Source organism: Lacinutrix chionoecetis, assembly GCF_053604665.1.
In genome coordinates this window covers 75,312-96,221 of record NZ_JBSHNQ010000085.1, presented here as the reverse complement: position 1 = coordinate 96,221, position 20,910 = coordinate 75,312, and the positions used below count along the sequence as shown (strand labels likewise).

18 protein-coding genes and 1 other RNA gene are annotated in these 20,910 nt (G+C 32.2%); 8 read left to right on the top strand and 11 right to left on the bottom strand.

All coding sequences use genetic code 11. The features are described from left to right. Nucleotides 1-52: 52 nt before the first annotated feature. The 5 genes from ACVC43_RS11800 to ACVC43_RS11780 form a co-directional block, all read right to left on the bottom strand. Complete coding sequence (locus ACVC43_RS11800) at nt 53-1,258, bottom strand: sensor histidine kinase (RefSeq protein WP_452224729.1); 1,206 nt, start codon at nt 1,256-1,258, stop codon at nt 53-55. A gap of 134 nt (nt 1,259-1,392) precedes the next feature. Next, nucleotides 1,393-2,157, bottom strand: a complete 765-nt coding sequence (locus tag ACVC43_RS11795; protein WP_452224728.1) for a TIGR02757 family protein — start codon at nt 2,155-2,157, stop codon at nt 1,393-1,395. Continuing rightward, nucleotides 2,150-3,856 (bottom strand): LIC_10190 family membrane protein, encoded by a 1,707-nt coding sequence (locus ACVC43_RS11790; protein ID WP_452224727.1) that lies wholly within the window; start codon nt 3,854-3,856, stop codon nt 2,150-2,152. The genes ACVC43_RS11795 and ACVC43_RS11790 overlap by 8 nt, the downstream gene beginning before the upstream one ends. A gap of 77 nt (nt 3,857-3,933) precedes the next feature. After that, nucleotides 3,934-4,593 carry an ABC transporter ATP-binding protein gene (locus ACVC43_RS11785; RefSeq protein WP_452224726.1) on the bottom strand — a complete coding sequence of 220 codons (660 nt, stop codon included), beginning with the start codon at nt 4,591-4,593 and terminating at the stop codon, nt 3,934-3,936. A 51-nt stretch (nt 4,594-4,644) separates the two neighbouring features. Further along, nucleotides 4,645-7,128 carry a DUF5916 domain-containing protein gene (locus tag ACVC43_RS11780; RefSeq protein ID WP_452224725.1) on the bottom strand — a complete coding sequence of 828 codons (2,484 nt, stop codon included), beginning with the start codon at nt 7,126-7,128 and terminating at the stop codon, nt 4,645-4,647. Nucleotides 7,129-7,304: 176 nt separating this feature from the next. On the opposite strand from ACVC43_RS11780, the gene msrA reads away from it, so the two are divergent. From msrA to ACVC43_RS11765, 3 genes are all read left to right on the top strand, one after another. Then, entirely contained in the window at nt 7,305-7,871 is a 567-nt protein-coding gene (msrA, locus tag ACVC43_RS11775) for a peptide-methionine (S)-S-oxide reductase MsrA (RefSeq protein ID WP_452224724.1), read from the top strand. Nucleotide 7,872: 1 nt separating this feature from the next. Continuing rightward, nucleotides 7,873-8,469, top strand: a complete 597-nt coding sequence (folE, locus tag ACVC43_RS11770; protein ID WP_452224723.1) for a GTP cyclohydrolase I FolE — start codon at nt 7,873-7,875, stop codon at nt 8,467-8,469. 157 nt (nt 8,470-8,626) lie between these two features. Continuing rightward, nucleotides 8,627-8,929 (top strand): hypothetical protein, encoded by a 303-nt coding sequence (locus tag ACVC43_RS11765; RefSeq protein ID WP_452224722.1) that lies wholly within the window; start codon nt 8,627-8,629, stop codon nt 8,927-8,929. 99 nt (nt 8,930-9,028) lie between these two features. Here ACVC43_RS11765 and ACVC43_RS11760 read toward each other — a convergent pair whose 3' ends face one another. Beyond that, complete coding sequence (locus ACVC43_RS11760) at nt 9,029-11,491, bottom strand: TonB-dependent receptor (protein ID WP_452224721.1); 2,463 nt, start codon at nt 11,489-11,491, stop codon at nt 9,029-9,031. Nucleotides 11,492-11,506: 15 nt separating this feature from the next. Continuing rightward, a complete protein-coding gene (locus ACVC43_RS11755) occupies nt 11,507-13,192 on the bottom strand; it encodes a M23 family metallopeptidase (protein ID WP_452224720.1) in 1,686 nt (561 codons plus the stop codon). Nucleotides 13,193-13,418: 226 nt separating this feature from the next. Here ACVC43_RS11755 and ACVC43_RS11750 point away from each other — a divergent pair, with 226 nt between their 5' ends. The 4 genes from ACVC43_RS11750 to rny all read left to right on the top strand — a co-directional run bounded on the left by ACVC43_RS11750 (nt 13,419) and on the right by rny (nt 15,839). After that, complete coding sequence (locus tag ACVC43_RS11750; protein ID WP_452224719.1) at nt 13,419-13,709, top strand: hypothetical protein; 291 nt, start codon at nt 13,419-13,421, stop codon at nt 13,707-13,709. Nucleotides 13,710-13,725: 16 nt separating this feature from the next. Then, entirely contained in the window at nt 13,726-14,019 is a 294-nt protein-coding gene (locus ACVC43_RS11745) for a cell division protein ZapA (RefSeq protein WP_452224718.1), read from the top strand. Nucleotides 14,020-14,072: 53 nt separating this feature from the next. Further along, a non-coding RNA gene (ssrS, locus tag ACVC43_RS11740) (6S RNA) lies at nt 14,073-14,212 on the top strand. A gap of 52 nt (nt 14,213-14,264) precedes the next feature. Next, entirely contained in the window at nt 14,265-15,839 is a 1,575-nt protein-coding gene (gene rny, locus ACVC43_RS11735) for a ribonuclease Y (protein ID WP_452224717.1), read from the top strand. Between the two features lie 40 nt (nt 15,840-15,879). Here rny and ACVC43_RS11730 read toward each other — a convergent pair whose 3' ends face one another. The 4 genes from ACVC43_RS11730 to ACVC43_RS11715 form a co-directional block, all read right to left on the bottom strand. Then, a complete protein-coding gene (locus tag ACVC43_RS11730) occupies nt 15,880-17,043 on the bottom strand; it encodes a sensor histidine kinase (protein WP_452224716.1) in 1,164 nt (387 codons plus the stop codon). 179 nt (nt 17,044-17,222) lie between these two features. Further along, the gene (locus ACVC43_RS11725; RefSeq protein WP_452224715.1) at nt 17,223-18,347 is read right to left on the bottom strand and encodes a sensor histidine kinase; all 1,125 of its coding nucleotides are present in this window, start codon (nt 18,345-18,347) and stop codon (nt 17,223-17,225) included. 137 nt (nt 18,348-18,484) lie between these two features. Beyond that, entirely contained in the window at nt 18,485-19,381 is an 897-nt protein-coding gene (gene xerD / locus ACVC43_RS11720; protein WP_452224811.1) for a site-specific tyrosine recombinase XerD, read from the bottom strand. A 65-nt stretch (nt 19,382-19,446) separates the two neighbouring features. Further along, nucleotides 19,447-19,791, bottom strand: a complete 345-nt coding sequence (locus tag ACVC43_RS11715; RefSeq protein ID WP_452224714.1) for an NINE protein — start codon at nt 19,789-19,791, stop codon at nt 19,447-19,449. Nucleotides 19,792-19,841: 50 nt separating this feature from the next. Between ACVC43_RS11715 and ACVC43_RS11710 the strand changes: the two genes are divergently transcribed. Further along, on the top strand, nt 19,842-20,714 hold the full coding sequence (locus ACVC43_RS11710) for a hypothetical protein (RefSeq protein WP_452224713.1): 873 nt from the start codon (nt 19,842-19,844) through the stop codon (nt 20,712-20,714). Nucleotides 20,715-20,910 lie beyond the last annotated feature (196 nt).

Below are 20,910 nucleotides of genomic sequence, written 5' to 3'. Positions count from 1 at the left end.
AAAGACCTTTAAGCAAATGGCTTAAAGGTCTTTTTTTGTTTTCATAATTATATTATGCTTCAGGTTTTACAACCGTAAAATTAAAGGTTGTGCTTTCTCCAACTTTAGAACTTACCATAATGGTTCCTCCTAAGGACTTCACCAAATTTTGTACAGTAGATAAGCCAATACCGTGACCTTTGTTCCCGTTTCTGTCTAAGTTGCCAACCGTTGTAAAGAGCTCGAAAACAGTGTCTAATTTATCTTCTGGAATACCAACACCGTTATCTGTCACAGAAAAACTGTAAAAGTCTTCTTCATCTGTACAGGAAATATCAATTATAATATTGTCTTTATCATTATATTTTAAACTGTTACCAATAAGATTAAGCAGGATTTGCTCTAAAGCAATTCTATTACAAATCATTTCCACGTCATCTTCTGGAAAGTTAATGTCACAATTGGTATTTATTTGTAATATATCTACTAAATCTTCTAACAAATGATTAAAATGAAAAGACTCATAGGTATTTTCGGTTTTATCACTTTCATAATGATCCAGCAAGCCTGTTATGTATTCACTTAAAGTGAAAGAAGAACGTTTTAAGTTACTTAAATATTCGAGCGCTTTAGAGTCAAGTTTATTGCCATATTTCTTTTTTAAAATGTCTGTAGTTACAATCATATTTGCTAAAGGCATTTTCATATCATGCGACACATGTCCAGCAAAATTTCTAAGCTTATCGTTTTGCAGTTTTAATGCTTCACGCGTTTCGGTGAGTTTTAAATTATTCTTTCTTAATTCAAATAATTGAACAACCTGTTTTGCCAAGGTTACTAGCGCTTGTTTTTGCTTGCTAGTTAATGTTCTTGGTTTAGTATCGAAAACACAAAGGGTTCCCAAGGCAAATCCTTCAGAATTTATTAAAGGCGCACCTGCATAAAAAATAGCATTGTGCTCTGCTACTAATGGATTATCCTTAAACCTTTCGTCTAGTCGTGCATCTTCAATAATAAATATATCGTCTTCACTAACAATGGCATGTCCACAAAAAGAAATATCTCTTGGAGATTCGGTTAAAGACAATCCATAGTGCGATTTTAAAAAATTACGGTCTGAATCTAAAAGTGTTACTAATGAAATAGGAACATCTACCAAATTAGAAACTAAACTTGTAATGTTATCAAAATCTTCTTCAGGCAAGGTATCTAAAAGCTGATAAGATTTTACAGCTTTAAGTCTGTTACTTTCGTTGTTGGGAAGTTTAGGAGTTGTCAATTAAACAGTGGTTATAATACATTTTACAATTTAATAAAATGCGTGTTATAAATCAAAGTTAGCTAAAATTAACATTAGAAACCTCTAATAGTTTGATTTGAGTTAAAAAAAAGCGTAATGAAATGTATTTGAAATTAAAATCCTTCAAAAACACCTAATCCAAATAAGGCAAAATCGTATTTCACAGGATCCTCACTGTTTAATGTTCTAAGAGCATGGTCTAATTCTGCTAATGCTTTGCCATCGTTTTGTTTTCGTTTTAAAAGCCCTAATTTTCTGGCAACATTTCCCGAGTGTACATCTAACGGACAAGATAATTGTGAAGGAGAAAGTGATTTCCAGATGCCAAAATCGACTCCAGCATGGTCATTTCTAACCATCCAGCGCAAATACATGTTTATACGTTTTGCTGCAGAGTTTTTTAAAGGATCGCTTACATGTTTTTGAGTGCGTTTTAAATGGTCTGTTTCAAAAAAAACGGTTTTAAAGTAATGAATTGCCGGTTGCAACGATTGGCTTTCTGCATGCTTTGAAAATACAGCTTCTAATCCGTTATGGCGTTTGTAAATATACTCAAGACTTTTTATAAAGGTTATAAAATCTAAACCGTTAAATGTACGATGAACAAAGGGTTTCAACTTGTCCAAGTCTTTTTCTTGATGATTCATTACAAAATCGTAAGGCGAATGCTCTAATAACATCATCATTTTATTAGCATTATTGATAATGCTTTTTCTGTTTCCCCAAGCAATAGTAGCACTTAAAAATCCTGCGATTTCTATATCTTCTTTCTTACTAAACAGATGCGGAATTTGTATAGGATCGCTCTCTATAAACTCTGGTCTGTTATACTGTTCAACTTTACTATCTAAAAATTCTTTAAGTTCGCTTTTAGTCATTATTTACAGATTTAGAATAAAAACCATCTTTTAAGTGAGTTGAGTATTGCTGTGGAATACTATAAAAATATGTTTTAAAATAATTTAATTGTTGTTCGCTTAACGCAGGTAAAGGAGCGTTTCCCGTTTCCCAGATAAAATTACTACCATTAGAAAGAGAGTGAATTGTCATGTTTCCAACCGATAGCGTTCTGTAATTTGTATCGTATCTTGAGTTAGGATGCGGTTCTAAAAGGTATTCCGAAGAAAAAACACTTGTGTTTTGATGGGTTTTTGTATTTGTAAATACTGAAGCTTCAATATTAAAAACCAAAGGAATAATAGGTAAAACCACACTTGCAGAAAGTAAGCCAGTGACAACGGCTTTCTTTTTAAATAGAAATGAAAAAACCAACAGCACTAAAAACATTAAGAACGGAAAGAAAAAGCGGTATTGAGGAGAAAAAAACAGAAGAAGAATCAAACTAAAAACCGCCAAACTATAAATTATAAAAAGTGAGGTTTTGTGTTTGGTTTTGAAAATATAAAACGGACTTATTATCAACAAAATAAGCATAACACTATTAAAAGCACCATCTAATTTAGACTGTAGAACCCAAGCTTTTATAAGTTGGAACGCTGATGCATTTTCATAGGCATTAACTGTTAACCCATAGCTTGCTGCTTTTTCATAATGAGACAGATAATTTGCTATGTTGGGTGGTAGGCTCCAGTTGGTTTTTAACGCTTCAATATTCGTAATAGGAAACAATACATTGCCTGTAATAATTATGTTTTTAATAGCAAATAACCCAAACGTAACACCACTGATTATTAACAGTGTAAGTGTATATTTTCGACTAAAAATATAATAGCGCTTATAAAGTATTAATGGTAAAACGAGAAAGAAAACAGCTGTAAGTTTAATAAAAATCGCAAAAACACAAAGGACAAAAACACTGTAAAAAGCTTGTTTTGAAAACGTTTTATAGCAGGTAACAAATTCGCAAAAAATAATGAGAGCCAAAACATAAATGGCAATATCTGGTGAAGGAGAACTTACAAATTGAAACAGAAAAAGGTTTAAAACGGGAAACAAACCAATAACTAAATAGATTCTTATTTTATCGGCTGATTTAAAATAACTATTCAATTTAAAAAAGGCATAAGCGTTTCCTAATAACAACGCAAAACCACTTAGGTCGTTTAAACGATTGGTTGCATAATCAAAATTAAAAGCACTTTGCAAAATATGCCAACCAGAGGTTTGGCCTAAAAACGGGTGTAAATTAATTAAGCCTTTGGTAAACCCAAATTGGTTTAACCATTTTATCGTTTGTATGTAATAGGTTTCGTTATCCACCAAAAAAGGAGCTGTAGCACATTTTGCTAATAGCAAAATAGTTACTACTGCTAATAACACTTTAAAGATAGGTGTTAACGTTTTTAATTTTTTTATAAATTGTTTAAACGCTTTGAATATATAAGGTTTATTAAGAAAAAAGAAAACAATTGTAGTGCTTAAAATCACTATAGAAAACCATATGTTAACTGCAAAAAAAATAGACCAGAACCCAGTCAAGAGGGTAATTGAAAATAAGCCAAAAAATAATGTGATAATACTATTTTGAGTTTCAAGCTTTAATAACCGATTGGTTGCCACACCAAATATAAGTGCGCAAATAAAGATGGTAATCCAGGATAAAAGGATAAGAAACATTAATGGTTAATTATTGAAACGAATTTACAAAATGAAATGGATTATTCTAACTATGGTGGCAATTCACAAATTACAAGTCACTCCATTTTTCCATCTACCATAACTAATTTCCTATCTGCTAAATTAGCCAACTCTTCGTTATGCGTAACAATAACAAAGGTTTGTCCAAATTCGTCACGAAGTTTAAAGAACAGATTGTGTAGGTTTTCGGCACTTTCACTATCTAAATTTCCAGACGGTTCATCGGCAAAAATAAGGCTTGGGTTATTAATTAAAGCCCTTGCCACAGCAACACGCTGCTGTTCACCTCCTGATAGTTCGTTAGGTTTATGGTTGTATCTATGCGATAAGCCTAAGAAGTCTAACAACTCTTTTGCACGTTTGGTAGCTTGAGTTTTTGATGTCTTTTTTATAAATGCAGGAATACATACATTTTCTAAGGCTGTAAATTCTGGTAATAATTGATGAAACTGAAAGATAAAACCAATGTTTTCATTTCTAAATTTCGCCAATTGCTTATCAGATAACGTATTAATATCGATATTATTAATAACAAGGGAAGCATTATCTGTTTTAGATATTTTGTCTAAGGTGCCTAAAATTTGCAATAATGTTGTTTTTCCAGCACCAGAAGCTCCAACTATAGATACAACTTCACCTTTTTTAATATGCACATCTACGCCTTTTAAAACGTGTAAATCGCCATAGTTTTTGTGAATGTTTTCCGCTTTAATCATATAAAAAATAAAACGTTGAAATTACCACTTTACAATCTATTGCGCAACTTTTTAAATGGTTTTAGATGTCTTTTTAAATACTTTCTTAATATCGTTATAGTCTATAAAATAAACCATTCTAAGTGAGAATGTATTTCCGTTAGGTTGATTAAATAAATCGTTTAGAGAATCGTTAAACGCTTGCGAACCATCGTTATTAAAATTGAAAATACGGTTTCTATATTGGGCTGTTAAAAAGCTACCTGGTGCAAATTGCCAGGAGTAAGTTAGGTTCAAGTTCCAAGTGCTAAAATTAACATCTGGATCGTCAAGGTCTTCTTTTGTATAATTGTCGTCTCTGTTTAGTCTTCCGTTTTCGCCTAAAGCAAATAATTCATTTTCATATTGTACAGCGCTCCAATAGTTTCTAAAGCTTAGTGTTAAACTATTCATCGCATTAAAATTATAACTTCCCGAAATACTATTTTCAATGGTTATTTGATCGCGTTGCCCATAAATTATGTCGTCTCCAATAAAATCTATCCAACCGCGTTCTCTTAATTCCTGATCCCAATCAAAGGAGTAAATAACTATAAAATTCTCATTAAATTTAATTCTTGGCTCTATGGTAAAGAATATACTCTCGTAAGATCTTTCTTTTTCAAAAAGCGTTTCGTATCCAACATTGGCATCTATAGCAAACGTTTTGTTGTAGTTAGTAGAAATCCAAGTTCCTGTATTTAGCCAATCTTCAGTAATAAAATACCTGCCATCGACGCGAGGTCCAAAATAATCGAATTGCTTTCCAGGTTGCACGTTAAAACTACCACCATAGGCCATTAAACTCTTTTTGCCAACAGCAAAAACACTTGCTCCAAAGTTAAAGCCAGTAAATGTTCCTGGTTGGTATAAATTATTATAGTTAGCCCAACTATCAATACTAAAATTATTTAATTTTTCTGTAGGTTCGAAAATTTGATAAGAAAAACTGGCATTAAAATTATTATAGTTATTTCTAAATATTAACCCCATATCGTTAATATCATAATCTGTATCAGCTAAACTATGATTAAGACTCCATCTATATTTTCCACTATTTTTACCAAAACCAAGACTAGTACTTAAACCCGTTTGCGTGCCATCTTCTAAATTAATATTGCTCATTTTCACTTCGGCATTCGCGCCATAAGTATTCTTTTTATTTTTTAAATCGAATAGTAAACCAGTTACATTAGCATCTCTTGCTCCAGAACTATTTCTCACATTATTAGGTGAGTTATTTCCTGAGCCATTACGTGTTACATTTGTGTTTATTAGTGTTACAGAAGAGTTTTTGTTAAATTGTTGGTCTACAACCATTATATTATAGTTGGTGAGTGGCTCGACTGTTTCGCTACGTTTTTCACCCGTTACTGTATCAATAATATCGACGTCTGTTTTTTCGGTAATGGCATTAAAAAAACCAATACCAAGACCATTTTTTGTTCTTCCTGAGACCTTTACAGCATTTAATAAGGCTGTTTTTTGTGGAAAGTCACCATCAACGTTTTCGTTAGTACCAAGAAGCGGATTACCTATTGGAGCACTACCAATTCGTCTGGAAAAGAATAAGTTTCCTTTTCTAAACAAATCTACACCTTCAGTAAAAAACTGTCGCTGTTCAGAAAATGTTTGCTCAAAAGGTCCTAAATTAAGCTGAACATCATCGAAGCCTACCTGGCTAAAATCTGGAATAAGTGTGGCATCTAAAGTAAAGTTTTCTGTAATACCATATTTAATATCCAAACCTACATTAAAGTCGTCTAATTTATCACCATCAAATCGATCTGCAACATAGGAAGCAAAAGGATAAAAATTTAAACGAGTAGGAGGTTCAAGATTTGTTAATCCCTTTAATTCACCGTTAAAAAAACCAATACCTGCACCACTGGTTACATCCACCGCATTCCATGTATTTTGCTCGCGAGTCGTTCTATAATGTCTATGAAATTGAATACCCCAAGTTGGGTTTTCCTGTTGTGTAAAACGTAAGGCTCTGTAAGGGATTTTTATTTCTACTATCCAACCATCATCCATTGTTTTTACAGCACTTTCCCACACAGCATTCCACCCAAAATCTTCACCATTTCCTGGACTCTCTGTAGCGTCTGCTTGCGTTCCGGAACTAAACACAAAGAATTCGGTATTATTCTGCGCATCGTTATTAGGATTAAAGATGGCTGCAAAAAAATCGGATTGTCCAAAGTCATCACGTTGTGTAAATTGCTTCATCATGTCTTCTGGATTATCATAAAGATATGCCGAAATATAAATCCCAGAATCATCGTAAGCCATTTTAACTTCTGTACGCTTATTTTCTGGCATTGTTTTACCAACAGTTGGTCTAAATTGAATAAAATCTGTAGCTATTTGAGCAGTCTCCCATGCTTTGTCATTTAATACTCCATCGATCTTTGGTGCATGATCCGTTCGTAAAATATGATAGGTTTTTTTGTCTTGCGCTTTAACATGTAACGTAATAAGAAGTGCGAAAGTAAAAATTGAAAAAAATTTCATTTTAATAATTGGTTGGTTAATGATTGATAGTCTAAAGACTCCAATGGTTTTGGATTGTTACAGTTTGTTAGCAAAACTACTTTTACATTTAATTATATTTCATAATTAAAAGTTAAAATAAATAGCTAAAGTAAGGTTATACACATAAAACAGACTATTTTGAGTAAATTTAAACAATGGAAAATAAGAATTTAGAAATAGCAACATTTGCTAATGGCTGCTTTTGGTGTACAGAAGCTGTTTTTAATAGAGTAGTAGGGGTGGAAAAAGTGATTTCTGGCTACACTGGCGGAAACATTAAAAACCCTGCTTATCGCGAAATTTGTACAGGTAGAACTGGTCATGCTGAAGGGATTCAGGTATTTTATGATGACACACAAATAAGTTATATAGAATTGCTCGAAATATTTTTTGCCACACACGATCCAACGACTTTAAACAGACAAGGTCATGATGTTGGTACGCAATACCGATCTGTAATTTTTTATCATACTGAAGAACAGAAAAACCAGGCTGAAGCATTTATACAGCATTTGGATTCCGAACATGTTTTCGACAATAAAATAGTTACCGAAGTTACAGCTTTCGACGTATTTTATAACGCCACGGACGACCACCAAGAGTATTATGAAAAAAATATCGACGCATCTTATTGCCAGTTTGTAATACATCCAAAAATTAAAAAATTAAATACTTATTATAGCGATAAAGTAAAAGGAGACCAACATGAGAAAACCACATAATATGCTAAATAAAGAATTTGAAGAACATAACATCAAAGTAACCGACGAAGTAAAAAATCGTTTTAAAGATATTATAGAAGACTTAGGTGAAGATACTAAACGCGATGGTTTACTAAAAACACCAGAACGTGCTGCCAAAGCAATGCAATTTCTTACTCAAGGTTACCAGCAAGACCCTGCAGATATTTTAAAAAGCGCAATGTTTAAAGAAGAATATAACGATATGGTTATTGTAAAAGATATAGAGTTGTATTCGCTTTGCGAACACCATATGTTACCATTTTTTGGTAAGGCACATATCGCTTACATACCTAAAGGTCAAATAGTTGGTTTAAGTAAATTACCACGAATTGTAGATGTGTTTGCCAGGCGTTTACAGGTACAGGAGCGGTTAACACACCAGATTTTAGATTGTATTAACAATACGTTAAAGCCGGAAGGCGTTGCTGTGGTTATAGAAGCCTCACACATGTGTATGATGATGCGTGGCGTTCAAAAACAAAATTCTACAACAACCACCTCTGGTTTTAGAGGTGCTTTTGAAAAAAATGAAACACGTAGCGAGTTTTTAAAATTAATTAGTTCTAGTTTAAGTTAGTAGAAGTATAATTTTTAATACTTAGATTTTTTGTTGAGTACCTGTAACAAAACATATAAAATACTTACCTATAATCAAATAGCGTTTTAATTTTATTCTTTTAATAAAAACGGAACACTATTTGCTTTATAAAATGTATTAATACAATTACAACACAATGAATTTAGACAACACAAACAAGTACAAAATTTTAGCAGCCGGTATTCTTTTTGATGCTGTTGGTTATGCCAGTTTTATAATCCCAGGCATAGGTGAGCTTATCGACATTTTTTGGGCTCCAGCTTCGGCTTATTTAATGACCAAACTTTACAAAGGTAATGCTGGTAAAATTGGTGCTGCTGTTTCTTTTATAGAAGAAGCCATGCCAGGATTAGACGTTATACCAACATTTACATTAATGTGGTTATATACTTATGTTTATAAAACTAAAACAGAAGAGACAATTATTGAAGTAGATTAGTTTAACTTAGAAACAAAAAATAAAAAAGCACTCCAACGAGTGCTTTTTTTATGCTGTAACTTTATTATCTAAGTTTTTATTTCTTTACTGATGTTGTTTTTAAAACCTCATGGTCGTTCTAACATTAAATACCCTTGGTGTTAAATAATTAGGGATTGCATATTGTCTTTTACTATAGACATCGCGAACCCAAGTATTGGTTATTGAGTTCTGCACATCGAATACATTAAAAATTTCAAAACCTAAAGAAAGGTCTTTAAATGGTTTTTTCCAGCCACTATCAAATTGTTTTTTAGCATCAACAAGTACAAACTGAAAACCAATATCTGCACGTTTATAGTCTGGTAACCTGCTTTGGTATTGGTACTTGTCGGCGTAACTTGGCGACCCTCCTGGTAATCCCGTGTTATAAACCAAATTTAAATACATTTTAAAGTTTGGCAATCTCGGCACATAATCTTGAAAAAGAGCAGCAAATTTTAAACGCTGGTCTGTAGGTCTGGCAATATAGCCTCTGTTATTTATGTTTTCTTCGGTTTTTAAATAACCAAAACTAAACCAGCTTTCGGTTCCAGGAACAAACTCACCGTTTAATCGCATATCTAATCCGTAAGCATACGCCTTTGCACTATTATTAGCACTATAACGAATACGCACGTTTTCTACCGTATAGGGATTAACATCGCTCAAGTTTTTATAATAGGCTTCTGTGGTTAGTTTAAATGGACGGTTCCACATTTTAAAACTATAATCGTTGCCCAATACTAAATGAAACGATTTTTGTGCCTTTACATTGGGCTGTACAATACCGTTGGCGTCACGTAATTCTCTGTAAAACGGTGGCTGATAATACAACCCTCCACTAACACGAAATAACATGTCTTTTTCCCAATTAGGTTTAATAGCAAATTGCGCTCTTGGGCTAAAAACTATCTGGTTATCTCCTGTAACATTACCATCTTTAACTTGCCAATTGTGAGCCCTAACACCAGCATTATACCAAACATCTGCAGCTCCTAAAGTGGAGCGTTTACTCCATTGCAAGTATGCTTGTATTCTATTTATTTGTGTATTGTTTCGGGCTTGTACATTTTGAAATGCTGTAAGCGGAAAGGTGTCTGGTTCGTATGGTTCCTGATTAAAACCACCAGAATTTGGCGGATTGATAGAAAATCCAGCCGAGTCTATAACTTCCCATTCTATTAGGCGATCTCGAATATCTTCGTTTGTGTATTTAACAGACCATTTAATTTCATTTTCATTAAGGTCTGCAGTGCCTTTAACTTCAACATTAGTAATAAGCGCATCTAAATCGTTACGACCATGATTAAGTTGCCCTCCAATACCTTCTGAAAATTCTACCTCTCCCAAATCTTCATCGCCAATATTGCTGTTTACTTCACCTAAACGGTATTGGGCTAAAATATCGAAATGTTCTTCTTCAGTTGTATGGTAAGTAGAAGCAACCAAGCCTAAGGTAACATTATCATTTACTGTGTAAGTGCCTTGTAAGGCACCAAAAAGTGTTTTGTAGCTATCTCGTTCCTGACCTTCGTAAAAGACTAATAATGCTAACGGATTATCTAATGTACCAAAATTGGTCTGCCTGGTTTCGGGTTCGTAATTATAATTGTTAAGTGAGGCGTTTCCTAAGAAACTCAATTCAAATTTATCTGTAAACCTATAGGTTAAATAGGTTTGTACATCTGCAAAAGTAGGATCGTAATTGGTTTCGGTCTCTTTGGCATTTACTAAGAGTGTATTATCTCTATAACGTAAACCTGTAATGCTTGTAAATTTCGAATCTTTACTTGATGTTTCTACGGCAACGCTGCCACCTAATAAGCTAAGGTCTGCAGCTACTGCAAAATCTTTTGGTCTTTTGTAAGTGATATCTAAAACCGAAGATAGCTTATCACCATATTTGGCTTGAAAACCTCCAGCCGAGAAATCGACATTCTGTATCAAATCGCTGTTTATAAAACTTAAACCTTCTTGTTGTCCAGATCGTACAAGAAATGGTCTGTAAACTTCTATACCGTTAACATAGACAAGGTTTTCATCGAAATTTCCACCTCGAACGGAATATTGTGTACTTAATTCATTATTGCTACTTACACCAGGTAACGTTTTTAATATATTTTCAACACCTGCCTGAGCTCCGGGAATCTTTCTAATAGCTTCTGGTTCTATAGTTACGATTCCTTGCACATCTTTCCTTTTTTTTCCGTTTAAAATTACAGAAGTTATTTGCTCAACGTCAGTTTTTAAAACAGGGTTAAATTCAAATATTTCACCGTTTTTTAAATTAACGGTAATCGTTACATTTTGGTGAGACACGTGAGAATATACTAATGTAACATCTGTGTTGGCAGGTACGGTAAGTTGGTAGAAACCGTTCTCGTTAGTAGAGGTACCACTATTTTCAGTTTTAATATTTACGGCTTGGAGCGGAAAACTTCCTTCATCTAAAATCACACCATTTACTGTAGCAGTTTGTGCCAAGGCGTAGAGTGGAAGTAGGAAGGTTAATAGTTTTAGAAAGTTAGTTTTTGTAGTCAAGATCTTTATTTATATTTATTTCCTGAAAAATACAGCTTCAAATGTAGTGCTATTTCCCACATTATCTGTTACAATTATTTTTAAATTATTCTTGGTTTCGTTAACAACAGCATCATTAAAATCGTGCGTTAATGTTTTCTTTTTATAATCATACTCCATTAAAATCCATTTTCCATTAACTGTCGCTCTGTAATTAGAAATACCAGTAATTTTATCGTCAATTTTCACTTTTAAGTAGCGATATTTACTCAGCCAGCTACCATCTTTAAAATTTACAGGTGCTATTGTTGGCGCAATAGTGTCTCTTGCTAAAACGTAAGTTCCTAAGTCTTTAGTACGCGTGGTTAGCATATTTCCTTTTCTTTTGGTTGGAGAGTAGCTTGGCCAGTTGTTCCAGCCTATTAATTCTGCAATATAAAGTTGATTTAAATCTGCCTCGTTGTACTTACTAATGTCGAAAGCGATAGTAAAATTCTTTTTAACGGGAAGTGTTGGTTTATGTAGTGTTAATGTGTCATTTTCTACGTTAAAATCTATAAAAAAACTATCGTAAAAGGTGTCCTTGTAAAAATTTACTTTTACATTTTTATCACTTAATTCGGCTTCTAAATCATGCTGGATATAATGTTGTGTCGTAACTTTTTCTTCTACATCATTAGGTTTTTGGTTATCGCCTTGAATAGCGATGTCTAAAATCGTTTCATTGCCTTTAAAATCTGTAATTTTTGCTTTAAATACCGAAGAAACTGTATCGAAAATAGTAATATAACCATTGTCGATATAGTTGTTATACATGCTTAACGGATTGTTAGGTTCAATAAATAACTTTTGTAGTTTATCCTTATTTTCTTTATAGTGTTCATAATCGATTAAACGGTTAAGATGTTTGGTTTCAGCAAATGAGAAGCGTCTGAAATCGATTTCAAAATTCTGATTGCCATTGAAATACGTTGAAATATTATAAACTCCATTTTTGTTGGATGCCAAATCTTGCCTGTCTATGGTTTGTACAGCAAAGCCAATGGTTCCAAAAGCTTTTAAATCTTCAACTTTATAATTGCCATCCTTTTGAGGGATTAGACGCAGCTTCTGTTTTTTGTTAGAGCCATTTACGTGAGAATTAGGACCAACAGGATAGGCATAAACATTACTAATTACAGGTTTTGTTGTGTCTTTTACATCAATACCAAACAGCATAGGATTTATAGGCCGTTCGGCATTATCACGAATTTCGAAATGTAAATGTGGTCCAGAGGAGCTTCCTGTATTTCCTGAATAAGCAACTATGTCTCCTTTTTTAATTTTTAAATCTTCGGAAGTAGGGAATAGTTCTATTTCAAAAGTTTCTTTTTCGTATTGTTTAGCTTTAATATATTTTTCAATATCTGGACTAAATTTTTGTAAATGCGCGTAAACACTGGTATACCCATTTGGATGAGTAATGTACAGCGCTTTGCCATAACCAAAATGTGCAATTTTAATGCGGCTTACATAACCTTCTGCAATACCATAAACCTTTAAACCTTCGGTTTGTTTAGTTTTAATGTCGAGACCAGAGTGGAAGTGGTTTGAGCGTAATTCGGCAAAGGTACCTGCTAAAACGATGTTAATATCTAAAGGTGATCTAAAATAATCTTGAGGATATTCGCTTTGCGAAAAAACCGAAAAACTAATTAAAAAAAATAAAAGGAATAAGCGCATAGAATTTAAAATATCAATTTTACATAAGGCACATTGATAGTGTGCTAAAATATACATTTGCTGTGTAATAGCAAAGCAAAATCAAAGACCAAGCCAATATGCTGATTTTTAAAGGCTAATAATTTAATTTATAGCATGCTTTTTTTATTTTTAAATTTTATGATAAAACAATTGTAAAATAGGTTGTGTTCTGTTAACTTTGTAAGATAAGTATTGATATTTGTAAATGAGTAATATTGAGGATATTGTAGATGCTCTGGAGAAAAAAATTAGCAAAGTCCTAAAAAAACAAGCTGTTTTAAAGGAAACTAATTTAGAATTAGCTAAAGAAATCGATCAATATCAAAGTACTATTAAAAACCAAGAATTAGCAATTGCTGCTTGGAAAGATAAGTACGAAACGCTTAAAATGGCCAATACAATACTTGGCAGTGACGACGATAAACGAGAAACAAAACTCAAAATAAACGCATTAATTCGAGATATAGACCATTGTATTGGTCAACTTTCAGAATAATGCAACATAGTAATTTATGGCTGAAATGCTTAAAATAAAGCTTTCTGTGGCTAACAGAGTGTATCCTTTAACAATTCCGCCAAGTCAGGAAGAAGGGTTACGTATAGCAGCCAAAAAAATAGATGCTATGATAAAACAGTTTGAGCAAAGTTATTCTGTTAGAGATAAACAAGATGTTTTAGCGATGTGCGCTTTACAATTTGCTTCTCAAGTAGAACAGAAAACATTAGATAAGGAACATGTAAATGAACACGTAGAAGAAAAGCTAAAAGCTTTAAACCAAGTGTTACAGGAGCATTTAAGTTCATAACGTTCTTATAAATAAAATTAGGTTACTGCCTACATTAATTATTTTTTTGATAAACTCAACGTTAATTCTTTAAAAAGGGTGAGTTGAAGTTGTAAAAGCGTGCTGCTAATAGAGCATTACTAAAGTTATTTAGTATCTATTTGGGCAGATACTTGATCAGCTTGTTAGCCCTAAACTTGTTTTTAAGGAGTTTATACAAAACCAAAATTAGTGTAGGCTTTTTTTATATAATTAAACTAACAATAATGGAGAATACAATAATATTTAGTATTGCAGGAGTCGCTATTGGAGCAATAATAGGGTTCGTAATTGCTAAAGTGATGGAACGAAACAACGCTTCAAAACTAATAAAAAATGCTAAAAAATCTGCTTCAAGCATATTAAGAGAGGCAAAAAGTGAAGGAGAAAGCATAAAAAAAGATAAAATTTTACAGGCTAAAGAAAAATTTATAGAACTTAAATCTGAGCATGAAAAAGTGATTTTGTCTCGAGATAAAAAAATGTCTGATGCCGAAAAACGTACTCGAGATAAAGAGTCTCAAATATCGAGTGAACTTGCAAAAACCAAAAAATTAAACTCTGAAATTGAAGCAAAGCAAAAAGACTACGACCATCGTTTAGAAATTGTAGAAAAGAAGCAAGAAGAAGTCGATAAATTACATAAGAGCCAGATTGAGCAACTTGAAGTTATTTCTAGTCTATCTGCCGAAGATGCCAAAGCACAACTTGTGGAGTCGCTTAAAGGTGAGGCTAAAAATGAAGCTATGGCTTATGTACAGGGCAAAATGGAAGAAGCTAAGCTAACGGCTCAACAAGATGCAAAGAAGATTATAATTAATACTATTCAACGTATTGGAACAGAAGAAGCAGTAGATAATTGTGTATCTGTATTTAATATTGAAAGCGACGATGTAAAAGGGCGTATTATTGGTAGAGAGGGTAGAAATATTCGCGCTATTGAAGCTGCAACAGGCGTAGAAATAATAGTAGATGATACACCAGAGGCTATAATTTTATCATGTTTCGATTCTGTAAGACGTGAAATAGCACGTTTATCTTTACACAAACTGGTAACAGATGGTAGAATACATCCTGCAAGAATTGAGGAAGTAGTAAAGAAAACACAAAAACAAATAGAGCAGGAGATTATAGAAGTTGGTAAGCGAACTGTTATTGATTTAGGAATTCATGGTTTAAATCCTGAATTAATAAAAATGGTAGGACGTATGAAATACCGATCTTCATATGGTCAAAACTTATTACAACACTCTCGTGAAGTTGCAAAACTGTGTGGTGTTATGGCAGCCGAGTTAGGTTTAAATCCTAAATTAGCAAAACGAGCGGGATTATTACACGATATTGGTAAAGTACCAGATGCTGAAGCCGATATGGAAACACCTCATGCGATTTTAGGAATGCAATGGGCTGAAAAGTACGGAGAAAAACCTGAAGTTTGTAATGCCATTGGAGCGCACCACGACGAGATAGAAATGAAATCTTTACTGTCGCCAATTATTCAGGTTTGTGATGCTATTTCTGGAGCAAGACCAGGTGCAAGACGTCAGGTTTTAGATAGTTACATACAGCGATTAAAGGATTTAGAAGATATTGCTTTTGGATTTAATGGAGTTAAGAAAGCATATGCTATACAAGCAGGTAGAGAATTGCGTGTTATTGTTGAGAGTGAAAAAGTGAGTGATCAAAGTGCAGCAGATTTATCCTTTAGTATTTCTCAAAAAATACAAACAGATATGACCTATCCAGGACAAGTAAAGGTTACCGTTATTAGAGAAACAAGAGCGGTAAATATTGCCAAGTAAGCTATAACCTTTACATTTATATTTAACAAAAAAGCTTAGTTTAAACTAAGCTTTTTTTGTTTGGAAATTTTATTATAAATGTTGAGCCAATACCTACTTGGCTTTCAACTTTTATTGAGCCTCCAAAGGCTTCTATTTGGTTTTTGGTGAGATAAAGGCCTACACCTTCGGCGTTTTCATTTTTATGAAATGTTTTATACAATTCGAACATGTGATCGCCATACTTCTCAAGGTCGATTCCTAACCCGTTATCAGAGAATTTTAATATAATATAATCTTTAGTGCGTTTAGAGGTAAGATTTATAATTGGAGTTCTATCAGGGTGTCTATATTTTATAGCATTCGAAATTAAGTTTTGCAGAATACTTTCCAAATAAGTAGGGTTGTACTCTAAGCATAAGTTGTCTTCAAAGTCAATTTTAATAACAGCTTGTGCTTCCTTTATTTTTACATCTAAAAATTTAATTGTATCCAAAGCAAAACTTTTTATGTTAAGCATTTGTATATTATCATTTTTTACAGAGCCTGTACTTACAATTTTGTTTAAGTTTTTTATAGTTTTTGTTAGAGCATCGCTAACAGATCTTAAATGTATTAAAATCTCAATTTTTTCACTTTCTATCTCGGCTTCATCATGAAAATTCAATAAACTTTCAAAATTGGCAGCATGAGATTTTAAATTATGTGTAGCAATAAACGCAAAGTTTTTAAGTTTTTTATTTTGTTTAGATATTACCGTTTGTTTATCTATCAATTTTGCTTCTTGTTCTTTCCTTTCATTAATGTCTATTGTAGTACCTATAACTCGTGTAAGGTTTCCTTTGGCGTCTCTAGAAACTACTTTGCCTATATCCTTAACCCATTTATAATTACCCTCTTTGGTAAGAATTCTGTGCTCGCTTGTATAGTTTTGTGTTTCGTTGCTATAATGACGGGATAATTTCTCTAATACTATTGGTAAATCCTCTGGATGTATTGCTTCTTGCCAGTTATATGATATAGAATTTTTGCTTAAATGTTCTAATTCTAATATTTTTTTAGCTTCATTAGAATAATTTACGGTATTATTTAATGGATTATAATCCCAAACTCCAATATTAGAATTTTCTAAGGCGAACTTAGAAATAATCATATCAATGGTAAGCTTAGAATTATAATCAACATAATCAGTAATATCCTCGTATGCGATATTTAGGTTATTCATAATAGTAATTAGATTTAGGGGGTAACCAAAAATAACCATATGTAAAATATAGGAATTTTTTGCAGTGCAAAAATATAAAATAATCGACAAAAAGCAAATAAATACGATAAAATGTATTAGTTAATGCTATCTTAGTAATAGGTGCTTGTCTTAAGTAAGATGTTTAAATAGGGATATAATTAAGTAATATCTGGAATTTTATTTTTTAGAGTTATAATAAATGTTGTCCCAACGTTAACCTCACTTTTTACTTGTATTTTCCCACCAAAAGCTTCTATTTGGCTTTTAACCAAATATAATCCTACGCCTTCTGCATCCTCATTATAGTGAAAAGTTTTATACAGGTTAAAAATATCTTTGCCAAATTTGTCTAAATCAATTCCTAATCCATTGTCTGTAATTGAAATAAGAATATTATCTTTCTTAAATTCAGATTTTATAGTAATAATAGGATCCCTGTCTGGATGTTTATATTTAATGGCATTAGACAATAGATTTTGTATAATACTCTCTAAATAAGCAGAGTGATAGTAGATGTGTAATTTAGGGTTGACCTCGTTAAATACTACAGCGTTATTTTCGGTTATAACAACATCTAAGAGTTTTAGTGTTTCCTCAATAAAACTATTCACATTAAGCTTTTGTATATCGGTTTCTTTTTTAGATTGAACCGTAACTATTTGATTTAAATTTTGAATTGTTCTGTCTAGAGACATAGAAACATCTTTTAAATGTCCAATAAGTTCTTGTCTTTCCTCACTATTTTCAGCTTGATCATAGAGCTCTAAAAGACTTTCAAAATTACCTGAATATTGTTTAAGATTGTGCGTTACTATATGTGCAAAATTCTTTAGTTTATTATTTTGCTTAGTGGCAATGGTTAAGGCATTATTCTTTTTTATTTCATCTCTTACCTGTTGGGTAATATCTGTATGCGTACCAATAAAATGTATATAACCATCTGCAATGTGGTCGTTTACAATTTGTCCTTGATCCAATATCCATTTGTAAGCACCATTTTTACATAATACTCTATGTTTATTAATGTAAAATCGTTTTTTACCATTAATATGATCTTGATAATCCTTAAAATATTTTTTTCTGTCCTCTGGATGCACACGATTGTTCCAATCATCTAAATCATTACCAAAGGTGTCATCATCTTCAAAACCAATAATAGCTTTTGAAGACTCGGAGAAAAAAACTTTATTTACTTTTTCATTAAAGTCCCATACGCCAATTTTAGAGATTTCTAAAGCTGTTTGTAACTTCCGTAGGTTGGATTCGGGCGTATTTAAATTCATAAAAAAATTACTGTTAGCTCTAAGCATAACAAAACGGATACAATTATTTTAAGGGAACTTATTGTGTATCTATAGTAGTCAATCAAATATATATAAAAAATTCTTTCAAATACATTTAACTACGATAAAATGTTAATTTATTGTCTTGGATGAAAGGTTTGTATGACATTTTTTAAATGACTTTTATCCACATGCATGTAAATTTCTGTGGTAGTAATGCTTTCATGTCCCAGCATAAGCTGTATGGCTCTTAAATCTGCTCCGTTTTCCAGGAGATGTGTTGCAAAGGAGTGACGGAAGGTATGCGGAGAAATAGTTTTCCCTAAATTTATTTTTATTGCTAATTGTTTGATTATTGTAAAAATCATGGCTCTTGTAAGCTGTTTTCCTCTTCTGTTTAAAAACAAAGTATCTTTAAATTCGTTACCGATAGATTGGTGATTTCTTATTTCTTTTCTATAAATATTAATAAATTTTTGAGTCTCCTCAACTATGGGTACAAAGCGTTGTTTATCTCCTTTACCAGTAACTTTTATAAAGCCTTCTTCGAAAAACAAATCTGATATTTTAAGCGTAGTCAGTTCACTTACACGCAAACCGCAACCGTACAAAAGTTCTAAAATAGCTCGATTACGTTCGCCTTGTGGTTTACTTAAATCTATGGCGTTTATTAATTTGTTTATTTCTGTTTCGCTTAACGTGTCTGGTAATTTTCTTCCTATTTTAGGTGAGTCTATGGTGTCTAATGGGTTTGTTTCTCGATAATCCTCGAAAACCAAATAATTAAAAAAACCTTTTAAACCAGAGATTAATCGGGATTGCGAACGTTCATTTACATGTTTTGCAACAGTATAAATAAATTGCTGAATTATTTCTTTTGTAATGGTAATAGGAGAGGTGGCAATGCTGTTATCTTCTAAATATGTAATTAATTTTTTAACATCGAAACTATAGTTTTTTATTGAGTTGGTGGATAACCCACGCTCAATTTTTAAGTATAGTTGGTAATCTTTTAATGCGTCTTGCCATTTCATGGTACTAAAATAAAAAAGCCACTTCAATAAGAAGTGGCTTTTTGTAGTTTATTTTAAGCTTAGTATTATAGTCCAGGATATTTATCGGTTATAATATCTATACCATCTATTATCCAACCAACTATAAAGAATCCACCTGTTAAGATAAATAATATATTCCATCCAATTGGACTTCCTAAATACCATCTGTGAGCTGCAAAACCACCTAAAAACACCCATAGCAGGATAGCAGTTGTTTTGTCTTTACGTTTCATAACGGCAGGAGACGTCATTTCAGCATCAACAGTATCTGTTGTTACATTTGTGGTGTTTTCAACCGTAGTTGTTGTTCTTTTTACTGGAAAAGATGCACTTGCTGTAGTAATTCCGATAAAGAATACTAAAAACGAAAGTAATAGTTTAATTTTCATATTTATTTGGTTTAAGTTTGTTTACCAATATTAACATTTTTTTTATTTGTATGAAGTATTTTATATCATTAATTATCGTTTTATTTTCGTTTACAGAAAGCATAGCTCAACAAACCTTTGATTATGTGGGTTTTATAAAATTAAACGATTCCTCTTTAATTAGCTTAACTTTAAAATTAATAGAAGATAATGGAAAAATTACTGGCTATACACTTACAGATATAGGAGGCGATCATGAAACAAAATCGAGTATAATAGGAGAATATAACGAGAAATATAAAACGTTAAATTTTAGAGAAGTAGCCACTATATATACAAAATCTTACATAACCGAAGATGATTTTTGTTACGTAAACTTTATCTCAGATAGTTATAAATTAGGAAAGTCATCCAAACTTAAAGGGAAATTTAAAGGGTTGTTTCCGGATAATACCGAATGTATAAACGGAGAAATCATGCTCACACCAAAGGAAAAATATATAAAGAGAATTGAAAAAGCCGATAAGTTTATAGAAAAAACAAAACGTGTACCAGACAGTATTAAAAAGGATATTTACATAACAAAAATTATGGATTCCATTCAAATGAACGTTCTTAAAAACAAACAGACAATGAGTGTGTTTTCCAACAGCAAAAACATAAGTTTAGAAATCTTTGATGGCGGTCAATTGGATGGAGATAAAATTACATTAGCGTATAATGGTAATACCCTTTTAAGCAATTTTGAAACTGGTAAAGAAAGAAAACGCATACCTTTAAAACTTACCAATAAAAAGAACACCTTCACATTAACCGCTAACAACGTGGGCAGCATATCTACTAACACAGCAATTATAGAAATCTTTGTTGATAACTCTAAAATTAGGGCTTTAACTAATTTAAAAGCTGGAGAAAAAACCACAATTAACTTTTATCTTAAGTAACCTTCAAGGTTTTGATAATTAATAGGTTATGTTAAAAAATTAGAAACAATTTATGTTTATTTAGAAACACTTTAAATTTAATGTGCAACATATTGATTAACAGTTTGTTATGATTGAATTGTTAATAAAATTGTTAATAACTGTGTTAAAGAAGCTCATTTCAACATAAATTTTATTTAGTTTCGTACTAATCAAT